The sequence below is a fragment of the Rhodospirillum rubrum ATCC 11170 genome (assembly GCF_000013085.1).
GTDB classification, from domain to species: Bacteria; Pseudomonadota; Alphaproteobacteria; order Rhodospirillales; family Rhodospirillaceae; genus Rhodospirillum; species Rhodospirillum rubrum.
In genome coordinates this window covers 4,057,775-4,073,073 of record NC_007643.1, presented here as the reverse complement: position 1 = coordinate 4,073,073, position 15,299 = coordinate 4,057,775, and the positions used below count along the sequence as shown (strand labels likewise).

The 15,299-nt window shown below is 66.9% G+C and carries 15 protein-coding genes and 1 tRNA gene; 12 read left to right on the top strand and 4 right to left on the bottom strand.

Translation table 11 applies throughout. The features are described from left to right. The first annotated feature begins 70 nt into the window (after window positions 1–70). Window positions 71–2,881: a [protein-PII] uridylyltransferase gene (locus RRU_RS18285; RefSeq protein ID WP_011391286.1), complete on the top strand. Its 2,811-nt coding sequence runs from the start codon at window positions 71–73 to the stop codon at window positions 2,879–2,881. A 94-nt stretch (window positions 2,882–2,975) separates the two neighbouring features. Continuing rightward, a complete protein-coding gene (murJ, locus tag RRU_RS18280) occupies window positions 2,976–4,517 on the top strand; it encodes a murein biosynthesis integral membrane protein MurJ (RefSeq protein ID WP_011391285.1) in 1,542 nt (513 codons plus the stop codon). Here murJ and RRU_RS18275 read toward each other — a convergent pair. Together RRU_RS18275 and bluB are read right to left on the bottom strand one after the other, a co-directional pair. Next, window positions 4,514–4,810, bottom strand: a complete 297-nt coding sequence (locus RRU_RS18275) for a type II toxin-antitoxin system ParD family antitoxin (RefSeq protein ID WP_011391284.1) — start codon at window positions 4,808–4,810, stop codon at window positions 4,514–4,516. The genes murJ and RRU_RS18275 overlap by 4 nt on opposite strands. 251 nt (window positions 4,811–5,061) lie before the next feature. Then, window positions 5,062–5,697, bottom strand: a complete 636-nt coding sequence (gene bluB, locus RRU_RS18270) for a 5,6-dimethylbenzimidazole synthase (RefSeq protein ID WP_011391283.1) — start codon at window positions 5,695–5,697, stop codon at window positions 5,062–5,064. A 107-nt stretch (window positions 5,698–5,804) separates the two neighbouring features. On the opposite strand from bluB, the gene trpS reads away from it, so the two are divergent. The 5 genes from trpS to RRU_RS18245 all read left to right on the top strand — a co-directional run bounded on the left by trpS (window position 5,805) and on the right by RRU_RS18245 (window position 10,081). Next, window positions 5,805–6,803: a tryptophan--tRNA ligase gene (gene trpS / locus RRU_RS18265; RefSeq protein WP_011391282.1), complete on the top strand. Its 999-nt coding sequence runs from the start codon at window positions 5,805–5,807 to the stop codon at window positions 6,801–6,803. A 96-nt stretch (window positions 6,804–6,899) separates the two neighbouring features. Further along, window positions 6,900–7,853 (top strand): hypothetical protein, encoded by a 954-nt coding sequence (locus RRU_RS18260; protein ID WP_011391281.1) that lies wholly within the window; start codon window positions 6,900–6,902, stop codon window positions 7,851–7,853. 145 nt (window positions 7,854–7,998) lie between these two features. Next, a complete protein-coding gene (locus RRU_RS18255; RefSeq protein ID WP_042440275.1) occupies window positions 7,999–8,832 on the top strand; it encodes a TIGR02186 family protein in 834 nt (277 codons plus the stop codon). Between the two features lie 36 nt (window positions 8,833–8,868). Then, window positions 8,869–9,426 (top strand): universal stress protein, encoded by a 558-nt coding sequence (locus tag RRU_RS18250; protein WP_011391279.1) that lies wholly within the window; start codon window positions 8,869–8,871, stop codon window positions 9,424–9,426. Window positions 9,427–9,529: 103 nt separating this feature from the next. Then, complete coding sequence (locus tag RRU_RS18245) at window positions 9,530–10,081, top strand: NifU family protein (RefSeq protein WP_011391278.1); 552 nt, start codon at window positions 9,530–9,532, stop codon at window positions 10,079–10,081. Here RRU_RS18245 and RRU_RS18240 read toward each other — a convergent pair. Next, a complete protein-coding gene (locus RRU_RS18240) occupies window positions 10,042–11,307 on the bottom strand; it encodes a DNA polymerase IV (RefSeq protein ID WP_011391277.1) in 1,266 nt (421 codons plus the stop codon). The genes RRU_RS18245 and RRU_RS18240 overlap by 40 nt on opposite strands. Window positions 11,308–11,452: 145 nt before the next feature. Here RRU_RS18240 and RRU_RS18235 point away from each other — a divergent pair, with 145 nt between their 5' ends. Both RRU_RS18235 and RRU_RS18230 read left to right on the top strand, forming a co-directional pair. Next, complete coding sequence (locus RRU_RS18235; protein ID WP_011391276.1) at window positions 11,453–12,817, top strand: branched-chain amino acid ABC transporter permease; 1,365 nt, start codon at window positions 11,453–11,455, stop codon at window positions 12,815–12,817. Window positions 12,818–12,947: 130 nt separating this feature from the next. Then, window positions 12,948–13,514: a hypothetical protein gene (locus RRU_RS18230; RefSeq protein WP_011391275.1), complete on the top strand. Its 567-nt coding sequence runs from the start codon at window positions 12,948–12,950 to the stop codon at window positions 13,512–13,514. A gap of 179 nt (window positions 13,515–13,693) precedes the next feature. Here the strand turns inward: RRU_RS18230 and RRU_RS18225 are convergent. Beyond that, window positions 13,694–13,769 (bottom strand) — tRNA-Ala (locus RRU_RS18225). A 187-nt stretch (window positions 13,770–13,956) separates the two neighbouring features. On the opposite strand from RRU_RS18225, the gene RRU_RS18220 reads away from it, so the two are divergent. From RRU_RS18220 to RRU_RS18210, 3 genes are read left to right on the top strand one after another with little or no spacing between them, the layout of a single operon-like run. Next, on the top strand, window positions 13,957–14,256 hold the full coding sequence (locus tag RRU_RS18220) for a YggT family protein (protein ID WP_011391274.1): 300 nt from the start codon (window positions 13,957–13,959) through the stop codon (window positions 14,254–14,256). A gap of 10 nt (window positions 14,257–14,266) precedes the next feature. Then, entirely contained in the window at window positions 14,267–14,608 is a 342-nt protein-coding gene (locus RRU_RS18215; protein ID WP_011391273.1) for a DUF167 domain-containing protein, read from the top strand. 7 nt (window positions 14,609–14,615) lie between these two features. Beyond that, the gene (locus tag RRU_RS18210) at window positions 14,616–15,254 is read left to right on the top strand and encodes a hypothetical protein (protein ID WP_011391272.1); all 639 of its coding nucleotides are present in this window, start codon (window positions 14,616–14,618) and stop codon (window positions 15,252–15,254) included. The last annotated feature ends 45 nt before the right edge of the window (window positions 15,255–15,299 follow it).

The following is a 15,299-nucleotide window of genomic DNA, read 5'->3' as shown; positions in this document are numbered from 1 at the left end:
GCGGGGGTTTTATATGTGGGGGGTGCCGGGCGGTTGATCCGGCGAGGCCCCCGTTTCGGAACGTCAGCCCATGACCATACCCCGCATCCGGCAGCCCCGGGCCGTTATCGACCGCAAGGCGCTGACCGTCGTTCTCGAGGATCTGGCGGCGACGGTGACCGATAACCGCGAGCGCCGCGCCCGGTTGCTGGCGGTGCTCAAGGGCGCCCTGGGCGATGGGCGGGCCGAGGTGCGACGGCGTTTCCTCGAGGAAAAGGGCACGGGCGCGGCGGTCTTCGCCGAAAACAGCCATCTGATGGACCAGATCATCCGGCTGCTGTTTGATTTCACCACCACCCATGTCTATCCCCGGGCCAACCGCACTATCGGCGAGCAGATGACCGTGCTCGCCGTCGGCGGCTATGGGCGCGGCGAGATGTCGCCGCAGTCCGATGTCGATCTGCTGTTCCTGCTGCCCTACAAGGCGACGCCGCTGCATGAACAGGTCGTGGAATACATGCTCTATACCCTATGGGACATGGGGCTGAAGGTCGGTCATGCCACGCGCTCGATCGAGGAATGCATCCGTCAGGCGCGCGGCGATCTGACCATCCGCACCGCCATGCTCGAAACCCGCTATCTGTGGGGCGACCGGGCGTTGTACGGCCAGCTTAAAACCAAATTCTGGACCGGCGTCGTCACCGGCACCGGCCCCGATTTCGTCGAGGCCAAGCTGGCCGAGCGCGACGAGCGCCACCTGCGCATGGGCGACAGCCGTTATGTGCTGGAACCCAACATCAAGGACGGCAAGGGGGGCTTGCGCGATCTTCATACCTTGCTGTGGATCGCCCGCTATATCTACGGCGTCTCCGACATGCGCGAACTGGTGGAACTGGGCGTGCTCAGCGCCGACGCTGCGACCAAATTCGGCCGGGCCCGGGCCTTCTTGTGGACGGTGCGCTGCCATCTGCACTATCTGGCCGACCGCCCGGAAGAGCGTCTGACCTTCGATGTCCAGCCGGCGATCGCTGCGCGCATGGGCTATACCGACCGCAACAGCGGCCGCGGCGTCGAACGCTTCATGAAGCATTATTTCCTGATGGCCAAGACCGTGGGCGATTTGACCCGCATCTTCTGCGCCGTGCTCGAAGACCAGCAAAAGCGCCGGCCGATCCTGTCGATCGCCACCTTGCTGATGCGCAAGCGCAATCTGGGGGATTTCGTGCTTGATGGCGGGCGGCTGGCGGTGGCCGGGCGCGGCGCCTTTCGCGAGCATCCCTTGCAATTGATCAGCCTGTTCAAGGTCGCCCATGACCACGGCCTGGATATCCACCCCGATACCCTGCGTCTGGTCACCGAGCATCTGCCCACCGTGACGCTGCTGCGCAACGACGCGAAGGCCAATGCCCTGTTCATGGAGATCCTGACCTCGCGCAAGGACCCGGAACTGGCGCTGCGCCAGCTGTCGGAATCGGGGGTGCTCGCCCGCTTCATTCCCGATTTCGGGCGGGTCACCGCCCAGATGCAGTTCGACATGTACCATGTCTATACCACCGACGAGCATACCATCCGCGCCATCGGCCTGCTCCATCGCCTGGAGACCGGGGCGCTGCGCGACCGCATGCCCGCCGCCGCCGATGCCGTTCACAAGGTGCAGTCGCGCCGGGCGCTGTATCTGGCGGTGCTGCTCCACGATATCGCCAAGGGCCGGGGCGGCGATCACTCGATTTTGGGCGCCGAGGTGGCGATGCGCCTGGGTCCGCGCCTGGGGATGAGCGAAGAGGAAACCGAAACCGTCGCTTGGCTGGTGCGCCATCACCTTGATATGTCGCGCACCGCCTTCAAGCGCGACCTTGACGACATCAAGACCATCCTTGATTTCACCGGCTTGGTGCAATCGGTCGAACGCCTGCATCTGCTGCTCGCCCTGACCACGGTCGATATCCTGGCCGTTGGTCCGGCGGTCTGGAACAACTGGAAATCCTCGCTGCTGCGCGAGTTGTACACCCACTCCAAGGACGTGCTGACCAGCGGCTTCCAGGCCGAGGCCCGCGACAAGCGCGTCGCCCATAAGCGCGAGGAGCTGGCCGCGGCGCTGGCCGATTGGCCGCAGGCCTCGCGCGAGCGCTACCTTGATCTGCATTATCCGGCCTATTGGCTGACCTTCGACAGCGCCACCCATCTGCGTCACGCCCGCATGCTGCGCCGCGCCCGCGACGCCGGCTTGACCGTGGCCGTCGAGGTGCTGCCCGATCCCGAGCGCGCGGTTTCCGAGGTGCTGGTCGCCACCGACGACCATCCGGGGCTGTTTTCCAAGATCGCCGGGGCGATGGCCCTGGCCGGGGTCAATATTCTAGATGCCAAGATCACCACCATGTCCGATGGCGGGGCGCTTGATATCTTCACCGTCCAAACCCTTGAAGGGCACGCCATCGAAAAGGAAGAGCGCATCGCCCGGCTGGCCAAAACCGTGCGCGATGTACTGACGGGCGATCTGCCCTTGGAAAAGGCCCTGCGCCGCCAGCCGCCGCGCCTGCCCGAACGCACCCGCCACCTGACCGTGCCGCCGCGCGTCATCGTCGACAATCAGGCCTCCAAGACCCATACGGTGATCGAGATCAACGGCCGCGACCGCCCCGGATTCCTCTACGCGGTCACCCGGGCGCTGACCGATGTGGCGGTGCAGATCTCCTCGGCCCGGGTCTCGACCTATGGCGAGCGCGTGGTCGACAGCTTCTATGTCAAGGATGTGTTCGGCATGAAGATCGTCCACCGCGCCAAGCTGGCCCAGATCCGCGAGGCTTTGGAGGCGGCGATCACCCAGACCGTGCCGCGCAAAGTCGAAGAGGGGGCCGAGCAGGGGGCCGAAAAGGCCGACGCCGGGGAGATCGTCGCCGCCTGAGGCCTTCGCCCGTCTCGCGCCTTGCAAACACTCCGTTCCCGGGGCAGGCTCGCCTGCCGCCGCCCCCGTTTCCTTTCAAGGCCGAACCGCCCCCATGTCCCTGCTGCGCTCGATTTCCACCGTGGGCGGTTACACGCTGCTCTCGCGTATCACCGGCTTCGTCCGCGACATCCTGATCGCCCGCTATCTGGGGGCGGGAACGCTGTCGGACGCCTTTTTCGTCGCCTTCCGCTTCCCCAATCTGTTCCGCCAGATGTTCGCCGAAGGGGCCTTCACCGCCGCCTTCGTGCCGATCTTCGCCGGAGTCTCGGAAACCGAGGGCCGCGAGGCCGCCCATCGCTTCGCCGAGCAGGCCTATACGGTGCTGGCGCTGATCCTGGTGGTGCTGGTCGCGGGCATGGAGGTGGTGATGCCCTGGGCGATGTATGTGCTAGCGCCCGGCTTCGATGACATCGCCGGCAAGATGGAGCTGACCACCGAGCTGTCGCGGCTGGCCTTCCCCTATCTTTTCTTCATTTCGCTGACGGCGCTGCAGGCCGGCGTGCTGAATTCCATGGGGCGCTTCGCCGTCGCCGCCGCCGCGCCGATCCTGCTCAATCTCACCCAGATCGTCGCCCTGCTCGGCTTCGCCGATCTTGGCGAGACCCCGGGCCACGTTCTGGCCTGGAGCGTGTCGCTGGCCGGCGTGCTGCAGTTCCTGTGGCTTTATGTTCATTGCCGGCGGGCGGGGATGCCGATCCATTTCACCCGCCCCCGGCTGTCGCCCAAGGTCCGCCAGCTGGGCCGGCGGGTGCTGCCGGTGGTGTTCGGTTCGGGGCTTTATCAGGTCAATCTGCTGGTCGGCACCGTTCTCGCCTCGATGGTCAGCGATGGCGCGCTCAGTTACCTCTATTACGCCGACCGCCTGACCCAACTGCCGTTGGGCGTGGTTGGCGTGGCGGTGGGAACGGTGCTGCTGCCCTTGTTGTCGCGCCAGATCAAGGCCGGCAATGAAGAGGCGGCGCGGTGGAATCAGAACCGCGCCCTGGAGTTCTCGCTGCTGCTGACCCTGCCGGCGGCCGCCGCCCTGATCGCCATCGCCCATCCGATCATCACCGTCTTGTTCGAGCGCGGCGCCTTCACCGCCAGCGACAGCCATGCGACGTCCCAGGCGATGATCGCCTTCGCCGCCGGATTGCCGGCCTATGTGCTGATCAAGGTGTTCTCGCCGGCCTTCTACGCCCGCGACGATACGGCGACCCCGGTCAAGGTGGCGGCGGCGTCGATGCTGACCAATATCGTGCTCAATCTGTCGCTGATCTGGACGCTTGGCTATCTGGGCATCGCCATCGGCGCGGCGCTTTCAAGCTGGATGAACGCCCTGCTGCTTGGCGTCATCCTCCATCGGCGCGGCAAGCTCAATCTTGATCAGCGCATGATCTCGCGCCTGCCGCGCATGGTGCTGGCGACGGCGGCGATGGTCGGGGTGCTGCTGGTGCTGGCGGCCCGGTTTGACGGACCCTTGGCCGATGGTCAGGTGCTGCGCTCGCTGACCCTGGCCGGCATCGTCGTCGCCGGCGCCACCACCTATGGCCTAGCCGTTTTCCTCTTCCGCGCGGCGCGGATCGCCGACTTCCGGGGGATGGGGCGGCGCTAGATGTTTCGTCGGTGCCGCACCCGTGCCACGGCTTGGCGCCCCAGGTCGCCGATTACAGCGTCAAGATCGCCATCGGCGACATCACGGAACCGCCCCTCGTCCAAGTCGGAAAGTCCGATTTGCGCGGCCTCCCGCAACGCCTTCAGCTTGGCGGCTTCCCGGGCGGCCCGCTCTTCGATCAGCCGCAGCCCGTCGCGCAAAACCTCGCTGGCGTTCTGGTAACGGCCGGAGCCGACCAACTCGGCGATAAGCTTCTCATGGCGCTCGGTGAGCACGACAGTGCGCGTCGGCATCTCCGCCCTCCCTTTTCACATCACCACCGAAAAGAGCATCGCATATTGGCATAATCGGCCAATAACGCATTGGGGGGATGCCGCATGGCGCGGCCGTCATGGTGACCGGTGACGTCGAGGCCAAAGGATGGGGGCGCGCCAGGATGTCAGCGACAGCCACGCCAGAAAAGATAACGATACGTCGCTCTGAAACAGCCTGTAGGCCGGAAATTACCCATTCCAGACCCTCGGGATTTGCCCTCTGAAGGGCCTTAACGCCGCACCACCGGATGGGGGCGGCGGGACTGCCAGCCCAGGCGTTCGAGTTCGGGGATCGGATGTTCCTCGCGCGGCCAGCCGATGCACAGATAGGCCACGAAAGCCCACTCGGCGGGCACGTCCAGGGCGGCGGTGACGGTTTGGGGATCAAGCACCGACACCCAGCCCACCCCCAGGCCCCTGGCGCGCGCCGCCAGCCACAGGGTATGGATCGCCATCACCACCGAATAGCGCCGGGTTTCGGGCATGGTCGCCTGACCCAGGCCGTGGCCCTGGTCGGTCGCCTCGTCGCAGAACACCGCAAGCTGCAACGGCGCCTCGCGCAGGCCTTCGAGCTTGAGCCGGGCATAGGCGTCCTGGCGCTCTTCGGGCTGCAGGGCGCGGGCGGCGGCGTTGCAGCGGGTGAAGTCATCGATGATCACCCCGCGTCGGGCGCCATCGTCGACGCGCACGAAGCGCCAGGGCTGGCTGTTGCCGACGCTGGGCGCCAGATCGGCGCAGGCGAGCAGCCTTGCCACCGTCTCCTCGTCGATCGGGTCCTTGCGGAAATGCCTGACGTCGCGCCGCCACTGGAACAGGGCGTCGAGGCCGTCGCGGAAACTGGGATCGAAAAGGGGACCGGTGCGCATGGGCCGAAACTTACCCGTAAGGCCTGCAGAATTCCAGAGGCTTGACCGATGGGGGGGAATCGTCTACGCCGCGCCGATCCCTTTCCCAGGACTCGAGGCGCCGTCGCATGGCTCGTATCTTCTCGGGCGTTCAGCCCACCGGTAATCTGCATCTGGGCAACTATCTGGGGGCCATCCGTAATTGGGTGAAGCTCCAGACCGAATACGACTGCCTGTTCTGCATGGCCGATCAGCATGCGATCACCGTTTGGCAGGACCCCGAAACCCTGCGCCGCCACACCCGCGAGGTCACCGCCGGGCTTTTAGCGGCCGGCATCGATCCCAAGCGCAACATCGTGTTCAACCAGTCGACCGTACCCGCCCATGCCCAGCTCGCCTGGGTGTTCAATTGCGTGGCGCGCATGGGCTGGCTGAGCCGGATGACCCAGTTCAAGGACAAGGCGGGCAAGCACAAGGAGAACGCCTCGGTCGGGCTGTTCGCCTATCCCGACCTGATGGCCGCCGATATCTTGCTCTATAAGGCCACCCATGTGCCGGTCGGCGAGGATCAGAAGCAGCATCTGGAGTTGACCCGCGACATCGCCCAGAAGTTCAACAACGACTTCGGCGTCGAGCTGTTCCCGCTGCCCGAGCCGCTGACCCTGGGCGAGGCGACGCGGGTGATGTCCCTGCGCGACGGCACCAAGAAGATGAGCAAGTCCGACGAGTCGGATTATTCGCGCATCAATATGACCGACGACGCCGATGCCATCGCCCAGAAGCTGCGCAAGGCCAAGACCGATCCCGAGCCGCTGCCCGAAAGCGTCGAGGGCCTGAGCGGCCGGCCCGAGGCCGCCAATCTGGTCGGCATCTATGCCGCGCTGTCGGATCTGTCGAAGGCCGATGTTTTGGCCAAGGTCGGCGGTCAGCCGTTCAGCACCTTCAAGCAGGATCTGACCGATCTGGCGGTTTCGGTTTTGCAGCCGATCAACACGGAAATGGCCCGGCTGCTTGCCGATCCGGCTTCGGTTGACGCCGTGCTGCGCGACGGCGCCGAACGCGCCGGGGCGATCGCCGAGCCGATCCTGGCCGAGGTTTATGACACCGTCGGCTTCCTGCGCCCCTGAGGCCTTGCGCCAACGCCCCCCGCTCTCCGGAACCGATGAAGTCTGGCCGACGTTGCTTCGCCAGACTTCATCGCTTCCAGCGGGGGCTTGCGCGTCATGTCATCCACGACCTCATCGACCACGGGGATTTTCTTCGACCGCCTGATCGTCGGTGTCGATCGGCTGGTTACCGGCGGCCTTCTTCTCAAGATCGTCGTCGTGTTCGCTGTCGCCGCCGCCCTTTACTACCCGGTGGGCATGGCGATCACCCACCGCATCAACGATGACTTGGCTTATCAACCCGCCCCGACCGAGGCGTCGCAAACGGTGGCGATGGCGGCCGGGCTGATCGACCGCGAGGTGGCGCGCACGCCCTGGGTTGCCGACAGCCCGTGGTTCTTCGCCACCTCCGCCCTTGATGACATGGCCAATTTCCAGCAAGGGGTGATCAGCGGTCTGCACGGGGTGGTCGGCGCCTTCGGTGGCGCCCTGGCCGGGAATGATGGCGATCTCACCGCGGCGGTCGGCGGTCTGGCCTATCCCGGCGATCGCTGGCGGGCCTTTTTCGAAACCACCCCGACCACCCAACCGCCGAGCGAAGAGGTCTATCTGGAGGCGCGCAAGGCCCTTCTTTCCTATGACCGGCGGGCGAGCGCCGGCGAGGCGGTTTTTGATCCGAGCGCCCCGGCCCTGGCCGCCTTCCTGGTCCAGATCAGGGCGGAGGTCGCCGCCACCCTTCTGGGTATCGATCGCCAGATCGCCAGCGCCGGCGCCTTCAACCGCGCCAATGACGACGTCTATATGACCGCCAAGGGCCAAGCCTATGCCTGGGCGATGAGCCTTGCCGCCCTCGGCCGGGACGGCGCCGCCACCCTGGAGGCCGGCGCCGTCCCGGTGGCCTGGAGTCGCATGGTCGAGACCCTGAACAGGGTGGCGACCCTGCGGCCCTGGGTGGTGACCAACGGCGCGGCCGATGCCCTGATCGTGCCCAACCATTTGGCCAGCCAGGGCTTCTTGCTGGCGCGCGCCCAGGCCGACATCGACGCGGTGATCGCCGCCCTGGGTGGCTGATCCCGCCTCGCGGTGGCGATCGGGCGATCGCGGCTCGCGGTGGGGACCCGGCAATCGCGGGCTTGCGATTTGGCGCGCGGCCCTGTTCACTGGGGGTGATCGGGGCCGCCGTCAGGGTCGCCCGTCTCCCGGCCTGGAAGGTTCGATGCCTAACCCCGTGCTGGCCTTGTTTCCCGTGCCCTCTCCCGGCCGTCGCCGCCTTGCCCGCCGCGCCGCCGGGGTCTGCGCCCTGGCGACTTTTCTGCTGGGGGGGCTTGCCGCCCAGGCCCAGGTGCAGCCGCTGGTCGCCGATTTGTCCAAGCATCTGGTGGCGATCACCACCGCCTTTTCGGGCACCGATGTTTTGCTGTTCGGCGCCACCGATGGCCCGGGCGACGTGGTGATGGTGGTGCGCGGCCCGCGCGATAGCCATGTGGTCCGCCGCAAGGATAAGCTGGGCATCATCTGGGCCAATCAGGAAAGCGTCGTCTTCGACGAGGTGCCGACCTTTTATCGGGTGGCCTCGAACCGGCCCTTGGAAAGCTTCACCACCCCGGCGGTGTTGTCGCGCCATCAGATCGGCACCGCCTATCTGGCCTTGCCGGTGCGCGACGCCGATTTCTATGACGCGCCGACGCGGGCGGTGTTCCGCGACGCCTTTTTGCGGCTGAAGCGCCAGCAGGGGCTGTATGGCGGCATGGGCGAGGACTCGGCCGCTCCGGGCGACGATCGCATCGCCCTTCTCGACAACCGGTTGTTCCGGGCCAATCTATATTTCCCGGCCAATGTCCCGGTTGGCAGCTATATCGTTGAAGTCTATCTGTTTCGTGATGGCGAGGTGGTCAGCGCCGAAATCACGCCGCTGGTCATCAGCAAGATCGGCATCGGCGCCGAGATCTTCGATTTCGCCAAGCATCGGGCGCTGGCCTATGGTGTGGCGGCGGTGATCGTCGCCATCGCCGCCGGCTGGCTGGCTGGCGTCGCCTTTCGCAAGGCCTGATCGGCCCGCCCCCAGAGCTTTGATCGGAACCACCCTATGGATGCTGATGATCTGCCCGACGACTCCGCCCCCCTTGCCTCCCCCCCCTCCGTCGCCGAGGGGGTTCATGATGGCGTCGATGAGACCCATCCCCATGGCCGGACCTTTCTGGTGGTGGTCGATGACAGCGAGGAAATGAACGCCGCCCTGGCCTATGCCTGCCTGCGGGCGCGCGTCACCGGCGGCCGGGTCGCCCTGCTCCGCGTCATCGAACCCGCCGAGTTCCAGCACTTCGCCTTTATCGATTCCATCATGGAGCACGAGGCCCGCGAACGGGCCGAACAGCTGCTCCAGCGCATGGCCGCCGAGGTCAACCGCCGTTCGGGCCAACTGCCGATGCTCTATGTGCGCGAGGGCAAGGCGGTCGACGAACTGCTGTCGTTGATCGACGAAGAGCCGGGGTTGTCGATCCTGGTGCTGGCGGCGGGCAAGGGCAAGGACGGGCCGGGGCCGCTGGTCACCGCCTGCGGCAGTGGCCTGATGGCGCGGCTGCGCGTGCCCGTCACCATCGTGCCGGCCGGTTTGACCCCCGAGGATATTGAACGCCTCGCTTGACAGCCCGCCTGCTTCGGCCCAATTCGGAGGCGGGAGCGGCCCGCCGGCGCGGTCCCTTTCCCCCGGCCTTCCTCCTTTGTCGTCTTTCTAGAAAGCGCCCCTGATGTTTATTCAGACCGAACGCACTCCCAATCCCGCCAGCCTCAAGTTCCTGCCCGGCAAGGCGGTTCTACCCGGTGGCGGGCGCGATTTCGCCGATGTCGGCGCGGCCGGGCCCTCGCCGCTCGCCCGTCGGCTGTTTGCCATCGACGGGGTGACCGGCATCTACCTTGGCGCCGATTTCATCACCGTCAGCAAGGCCGAGGCCGAGGATTGGCAGGTGATCAAGCCGCTGGTCCTGGGCGCGATCATGGAGCATTTCACCTCGGGCGAGCCGGTGCTGATCGCCGGCACCGCCGCCGAGAGCGCGGGAAGCGCCGAGGACGACGAGGTCGTCCGCCAGATCCGCGATCTGCTGGAAACCCGGGTGCGCCCGGCGGTGGCCCAGGATGGCGGCGATATCGTGTTCGATCGCTTCCAGGATGGCGTCGTCTATCTGCACCTGCGCGGCTCGTGCTCGGGCTGCCCCAGTTCCACCGCCACCCTCAAGCACGGCATCGAAAACATGCTGCGCCACTACATTCCCGAGGTCGAGGCGGTCGAAGCGGTCCTCTGAGGGCTTTCCGACCCGCCATCGCCCGTCTCCTTGCCGGCCGGTGCGTCGCGTGCCGTCGGCGGGGAGCGGGCGAATAGATCGGGGGGATCGGCCTCGCTGCCCGGGCGCAGGTCGGCCATGCCCACCCCGATTAGGCGAAAGCGCCGGCCATCGGTTTCGCGTTCAAGCAAACGCCGGGCGGCGCCGGCGATCACCTCGGCCCGGGCGGTCGGGTCGCCCAAGCGGGCGTGACGGGTCAGGATGCGGAAGTCATGGGTCTTGAGCTTCAGCACCACCGTCGCCCCGGCCAGGGCGTTGCGGGTCAGGGCGCGGGCCACGCGCTCGCTTAACGGGCCCAGGGCGCGGGCGAGATCGGGCAGGCGCGACAGATCGCGCTCGAAGGTGGTTTCGGCCGAGATGCTTTTGGTTTCGCGATCGGGGCTGATCGTCCGGCCGCCCCGCCCCCAGGCGTGGGCGTGCAGCGCCCGGCCGATCTTACCAAAGCGGGCGAGCAAATCGGCCTCGGGCCGGCCCTGAAGATCGCCGATGGTGTGCAGGCCCAATTCGGCCAACCGGCGTTCGGTCGCCGCTCCCACCCCATGCAGGCGTTTGACCGGCATCGGCGCCAGCAGGGCCGGGGCCTCGGCCTCGTCGATCACGGTGAACCCCTGGGGCTTGTTCATGTCGCTGGCCAGCTTGGCCAGGAAACGGTTCGAGGACAGCCCGATCGACACGGTGATGCCGATCTCGCGCTCGACCCGGCGGGCGATCGTCGCCAAACTGACCGCCGGCGGCCGGGCGAAACGGTGTTCGCCTTCGGAAAGATCCAGATAGGCCTCGTCAAGCGACAGCGGCTCCAGCCTATGCGTCGCCTCGAGCATGATCGCCCGCACCTGGGCGCTGACGGCCTTGTATTTCGCCATATCGGGGGGGATGACCACGGCCTCGGGGCAGAGCTCCAGGCATTTGAACATCGGCATCGCCGAGCGCGCGCCAAAGCGCCGGGCGATGTAACAGGCCGTCGTCGCCACGCCGCGGCCGCCGGGATGGCCAACGATCAGCGGTCGGTCGCGCAGGCTGGGATTGTCGCGCTTTTCCACCGAGGCGTAAAAGGCGTCGCAGTCGATATGGGCGATATCCAGAAGGGCGAGCCCGGGATGGCGAACCACCCGCGCCGATCCGCAGCCCGGACAGCATCCGCTGGGTGTCAGCACCTCGCATAGACAGTCGCGACAGAGGCCGGTCATGGGGAAATCCGCTGGTTTTCCGGGGCGGGGTCCGCCAATGTACCCTAAATGTTCTTATGGCGGAAGAGCGGGCCGCCCGGCGATGATTCCGTGACCCGCCCGGGCGGGGCGAAGGGCCCGGAGAGGGGAGACAGAGGGGGAAGCAATGGCCTGGATGCGGGCTTTGGCGGTTTTGGTGTCGTGGCTGGTCGTGTCTCTGGTCGGCGCCTGCGCCCCCATCGACAGCTTTCAGGCCGGTTTATGCGAGCGCGCCCTGCTCGCCCTGGTGCCGGCCGAGGCGCCGGTGGCGATCCTCGACCGCGCCAGCTTTTCCACCGCCGATGGCGGAGCCGGTTTGCGCCTGACCTATCAACTGGGATCGGGGGAATCCACGGGGGCGCTGACCTGCCTGTTCGCCGGCCAAGGCCTTGATGCCAACCGCCTGGAGCTGCGTGCCGTGGTCGACGAGGGGCGTGGGCCCTTATCGGCGGCCCGGCTGCATATGCTCAAACGCTTCTGGCTTGATCGGCCCGAGGCCGGGGCCGAGCGCACGGCGCGGCTGGCCGACGGCGCCCTGGCGGTGGTGGCCGAGATCCCGATCGATCTCGCCTATTTCCTCCAGCAAACCCTTAACGCCCTGCCGGTGATCGCGCTTTATGGCCTGCTGGCCGCCAGTTACACCCTGATCTATGCCCTGGGCCGGACGATCCTGCTGGTGTTTGGTGAACTGGCGATGATCGGCGCCATGGCCTGTTTCGCCGGGGTGGCGCTTTTCTCGGGGCTGGGCGGGCTGGGGACCGCCGGGGTGGTGGGCGGCGCTGTGGTCTTCGCCCTGCTCGCCAGCGCCGTTCACGGCGACGCCCTGCGCCGTCTGGTGCTTCAGCCCGCCGCCGGGCGCACGCCGCTTGCCCTTCTCGTCGCCTCCTTCGCCCTGGCCATCGTTGTTCAGGACTATGTCCGCTTGTCGCAAGACGCCGGCGACCGGCTGTTGCCCACCCTTCCCGGGCGGACCCATGTGCTGGCCCGCGCCGGCGAGTTTGTCGTCGCCGTTACCGATTTCCAACTTGTTCTGGTTGGCGGCGCCGGCATTGTGCTTGGCGCCCTGGTTTGGGGGATGGGGCGCGGGCGCTTTGGCCGATGCTGGCGGGCGATGGCCGAGGATCCGCAGATGGCAACCCTGTGCGGGGTGTCGAAAACCCGGCTGTGGGCGATCTGCTTCGCCCTGGCGGCTACCCTCGCCGGGCTGGCCGGCGTGGTGGTGCTGCTGCGCTTTGGTTTGGCCAATGCCTTCATGGGCGCCATGCTCGGCTTCAAGGCGCTGACGGCCGCCGTGGTCGGCGGGATCGGCCGCATCCAGGGCGCCATCCTGGGAGCGGTGGTGATCGGCGGCCTGGAGACCTATTGGGCCGCCTATTTCGACATGGCCTGGCGCGATGTCGCCGTTTTCGCCCTGCTCGCCGCCGCCCTGGTGCTGCGTCCCCAGGGGCTGGTCGGACTTGCCGAGCGGCCCGACCGGGTGCTCCGGCCCTGATGTTGCGGCAAACGCACTTCATGTTCTGTCAATGAAAAAATAAAATTTAGGATCTTTTTCCTCGGGGGGGCGTTAAAATAGCAACAGACGGTCCCACATCTCAGAGGCGTCGCAACGCCGGAGGAAAACGATGATGAAGACGGTTCGCTCCCTTGTCCCCACAGCGGTGTTTTTGTCCTTGGCTCTGACGGCGTGCCAGACCTCCACGCCCGGTGCCGGGCGGAGTCTGGCGTCGGTCAACGACAGCGGTGATCAGGGGGCGATGGCGCGGACGGCGGCGGTTTCGCCGGCATCGGCCGACTCGTCCGCCAGCGATCCCTCGGCGACGGACTCGACGCCGATCCAGGATTCCCAGGAGGCCAAGGCCGAGGAAAAGGGCTTCCATCAGATCCGGGGCGAGCAGCTCAAGACCCTGGTGTCGGGCAAAAGCTACTCTTTCACCCATCCCCGGGGCGCCGAGATCACCATGACCTTCCGCCCCAATGGGCAGACCGAGGCCAATTGGAAGCATCCAACCGGGATGACCGGTCAGTTCCAGGAAAAATGGACGATCGCCAATAACGAGCAGCTTTGCGGGACCGGCGACGAAGGCACCAAATGCGGCACGATGTTCCAGCGCGACGACAAGCTGGTGAAGATCTTCACCAGCGGGCGGGTCGATGAATGGACCCCGGTGCAGAACGTTGCCGCCCGATAGGGATTTCTTTCGCCACGGCGCCGCCTCCGCCCCCTGGCGAGAGACCGCCCGGCGGCCCACCCCCGGCTCCCCCAGGGGGGTGGACGGTCGGATAAAAACGGAAAACCCGCCACCGGATCCCGGGGCGGGTTTTCTTTAATTATCGGAACACAGCGCCTTGATGGCGCGTCCCGGAAAAGTGGTGGAGCCGAGGGGAATCGAACCCCTGACCTCAGCAGTGCGATTGCTGCGCTCTCCCAACTGAGCTACGGCCCCCCATGGGAACAGGGCGCGGATATTGGCGGCGACGACGGCGGCTGTCAAGGTCAAAGCGACGCGAGGCTTCCGCTGCAGCGAAGACGGGCCGGGCGGGGGGCCGGGCCGGGCGGTTGACGCGCTTGCGCCGGCCCCCTGCGGGCATTAAGGTCGAAAGCTTCATCAACGACCACAACCGGGAACCTCCATGGACGTCGTTATCATTCCGCTGGTTCAGGTTATCTCCATCGCCATTGATATTTTCATCTGGTTTCTCATCGCTTCGGCGGTGCTAAGCTGGTTGGTCGCCTTCAATGTGGTCAACACCAGCAACCGCTTCGTCTATACGGTGGGGGATTTCCTCTATCGCCTGACCGAACCGGTGCTGCGGCCGATCCGGCGCATCCTGCCCGATATGGGGGGCATCGACCTGTCGCCGATCGTGCTGATCCTTCTTCTTTATTTCATTCAGAGCGTCATCGCCGGCCTCGCCATCCGTATGCTCTAGGACCCGACCCGTGTCCGAGGCCCTGGCCCAGGGACCGCTGACGCCCTGCGCCGGCGGTCTGCGCCTCGCCCTGCGTCTGACCCCCAAGGCCGGGCGCGACGGGGTGAGCGGCGTGGTCGCCGAGGCCGACGGGTCGCTGGTGGTCAAGGCCTCGGTCACCGCCGTACCCGAGGACGGCAAGGCCAATGCCGCCCTTCTCAAGCTGCTCTCCCGCCAATGGAAGCTGCCCAGAAGCAGCCTCGCCGTGGTTCACGGCCAGACCGACCGCCGCAAGGTGATCGAGATCAGCGGCGAGCCCGCCCTGCTCACCCCCAGGCTGGTCGCCTGGGTCGATAGCCTGCCCCGGCTGTAGGCCCGGCATGGGCGGCGGTCGCGGCGGCTTCGCCACTGTGCCGCTCGCCCTGCTGATGGTCACCCTGGCCGGCGTTATCGTGCTGGCCCGTCTGGCGCCGGGGTCCCCCGATGATCTGCGTCAGGCCAAGCTGACCCACGCCAAGATGGCGGCGCTGGAGCGCGCCCTTGTCACCTTCGCCGCCCTTCAGGGCCGCCTGCCCTGCCCCGCCGCCCTCGCCCAGGGCGACGAGGCGCCTTGCGCAGACGCCGTCGTCAGCCTGGGCGGCGTGCCGACGGCAAGTCTCGGCCTCGATCCCACGGCCGGCCGCGACGCCTGGGGGCGGTTGTTCACCTATGGGGTTACCACGGCCCTGGCCCGCCCCGGCGGCTGGACCGGCGGCGCGGCCGGCGCGGTGATCGTTCGGCCACGCCCGGGCATCACCAAGCCCAAGGCCTGGGTGCTGGTCAGCCACGGCGAGAATGGGCGCGGCGCGCGGCGGGCCAACGCCACGCTGGTCGATGATCCGGCCGGTCCGCGCGAAAGGGATAACCTGGGACGTCCCCCCGATGGCGATATGCCGGGCTTTGCCGCCGGTCCCCATGATGGGGCCGAGCCGGGCGGGGAGGGCTATGACGACCTGCTGCGCGCCGGCGATCCGCCCTGAAAAGGCCGCTTCGGGATTTGCTCCCCTGTGAAAATCCAAGAGGGG

Coding starts and splice junctions, on each gene's coding strand:
- RRU_RS18285 (WP_011391286.1), top strand. CDS start 71: ATGACCATACCCCGCATCCGGCAGCCCCGGGCCGTTATCGACCGCAAG.
- RRU_RS18220 (WP_011391274.1), top strand. CDS start 13,957: ATGGACGTCGTTATCATTCCGCTGGTTCAGGTTATCTCCATCGCCATT.
- RRU_RS18260 (WP_011391281.1), top strand. CDS start 6,900: ATGTCATCCACGACCTCATCGACCACGGGGATTTTCTTCGACCGCCTG.
- RRU_RS18235 (WP_011391276.1), top strand. CDS start 11,453: ATGGCCTGGATGCGGGCTTTGGCGGTTTTGGTGTCGTGGCTGGTCGTG.
- RRU_RS18210 (WP_011391272.1), top strand. CDS start 14,616: ATGGGCGGCGGTCGCGGCGGCTTCGCCACTGTGCCGCTCGCCCTGCTG.
- RRU_RS18255 (WP_042440275.1), top strand. CDS start 7,999: ATGCCTAACCCCGTGCTGGCCTTGTTTCCCGTGCCCTCTCCCGGCCGT.
- RRU_RS18250 (WP_011391279.1), top strand. CDS start 8,869: ATGGATGCTGATGATCTGCCCGACGACTCCGCCCCCCTTGCCTCCCCC.
- bluB (WP_011391283.1), bottom strand. CDS start 5,697: ATGCGCACCGGTCCCCTTTTCGATCCCAGTTTCCGCGACGGCCTCGAC.
- trpS (WP_011391282.1), top strand. CDS start 5,805: ATGGCTCGTATCTTCTCGGGCGTTCAGCCCACCGGTAATCTGCATCTG.
- murJ (WP_011391285.1), top strand. CDS start 2,976: ATGTCCCTGCTGCGCTCGATTTCCACCGTGGGCGGTTACACGCTGCTC.
- RRU_RS18275 (WP_011391284.1), bottom strand. CDS start 4,810: ATGCCGACGCGCACTGTCGTGCTCACCGAGCGCCATGAGAAGCTTATC.
- RRU_RS18240 (WP_011391277.1), bottom strand. CDS start 11,307: ATGACCGGCCTCTGTCGCGACTGTCTATGCGAGGTGCTGACACCCAGC.
- RRU_RS18245 (WP_011391278.1), top strand. CDS start 9,530: ATGTTTATTCAGACCGAACGCACTCCCAATCCCGCCAGCCTCAAGTTC.
- RRU_RS18230 (WP_011391275.1), top strand. CDS start 12,948: ATGATGAAGACGGTTCGCTCCCTTGTCCCCACAGCGGTGTTTTTGTCC.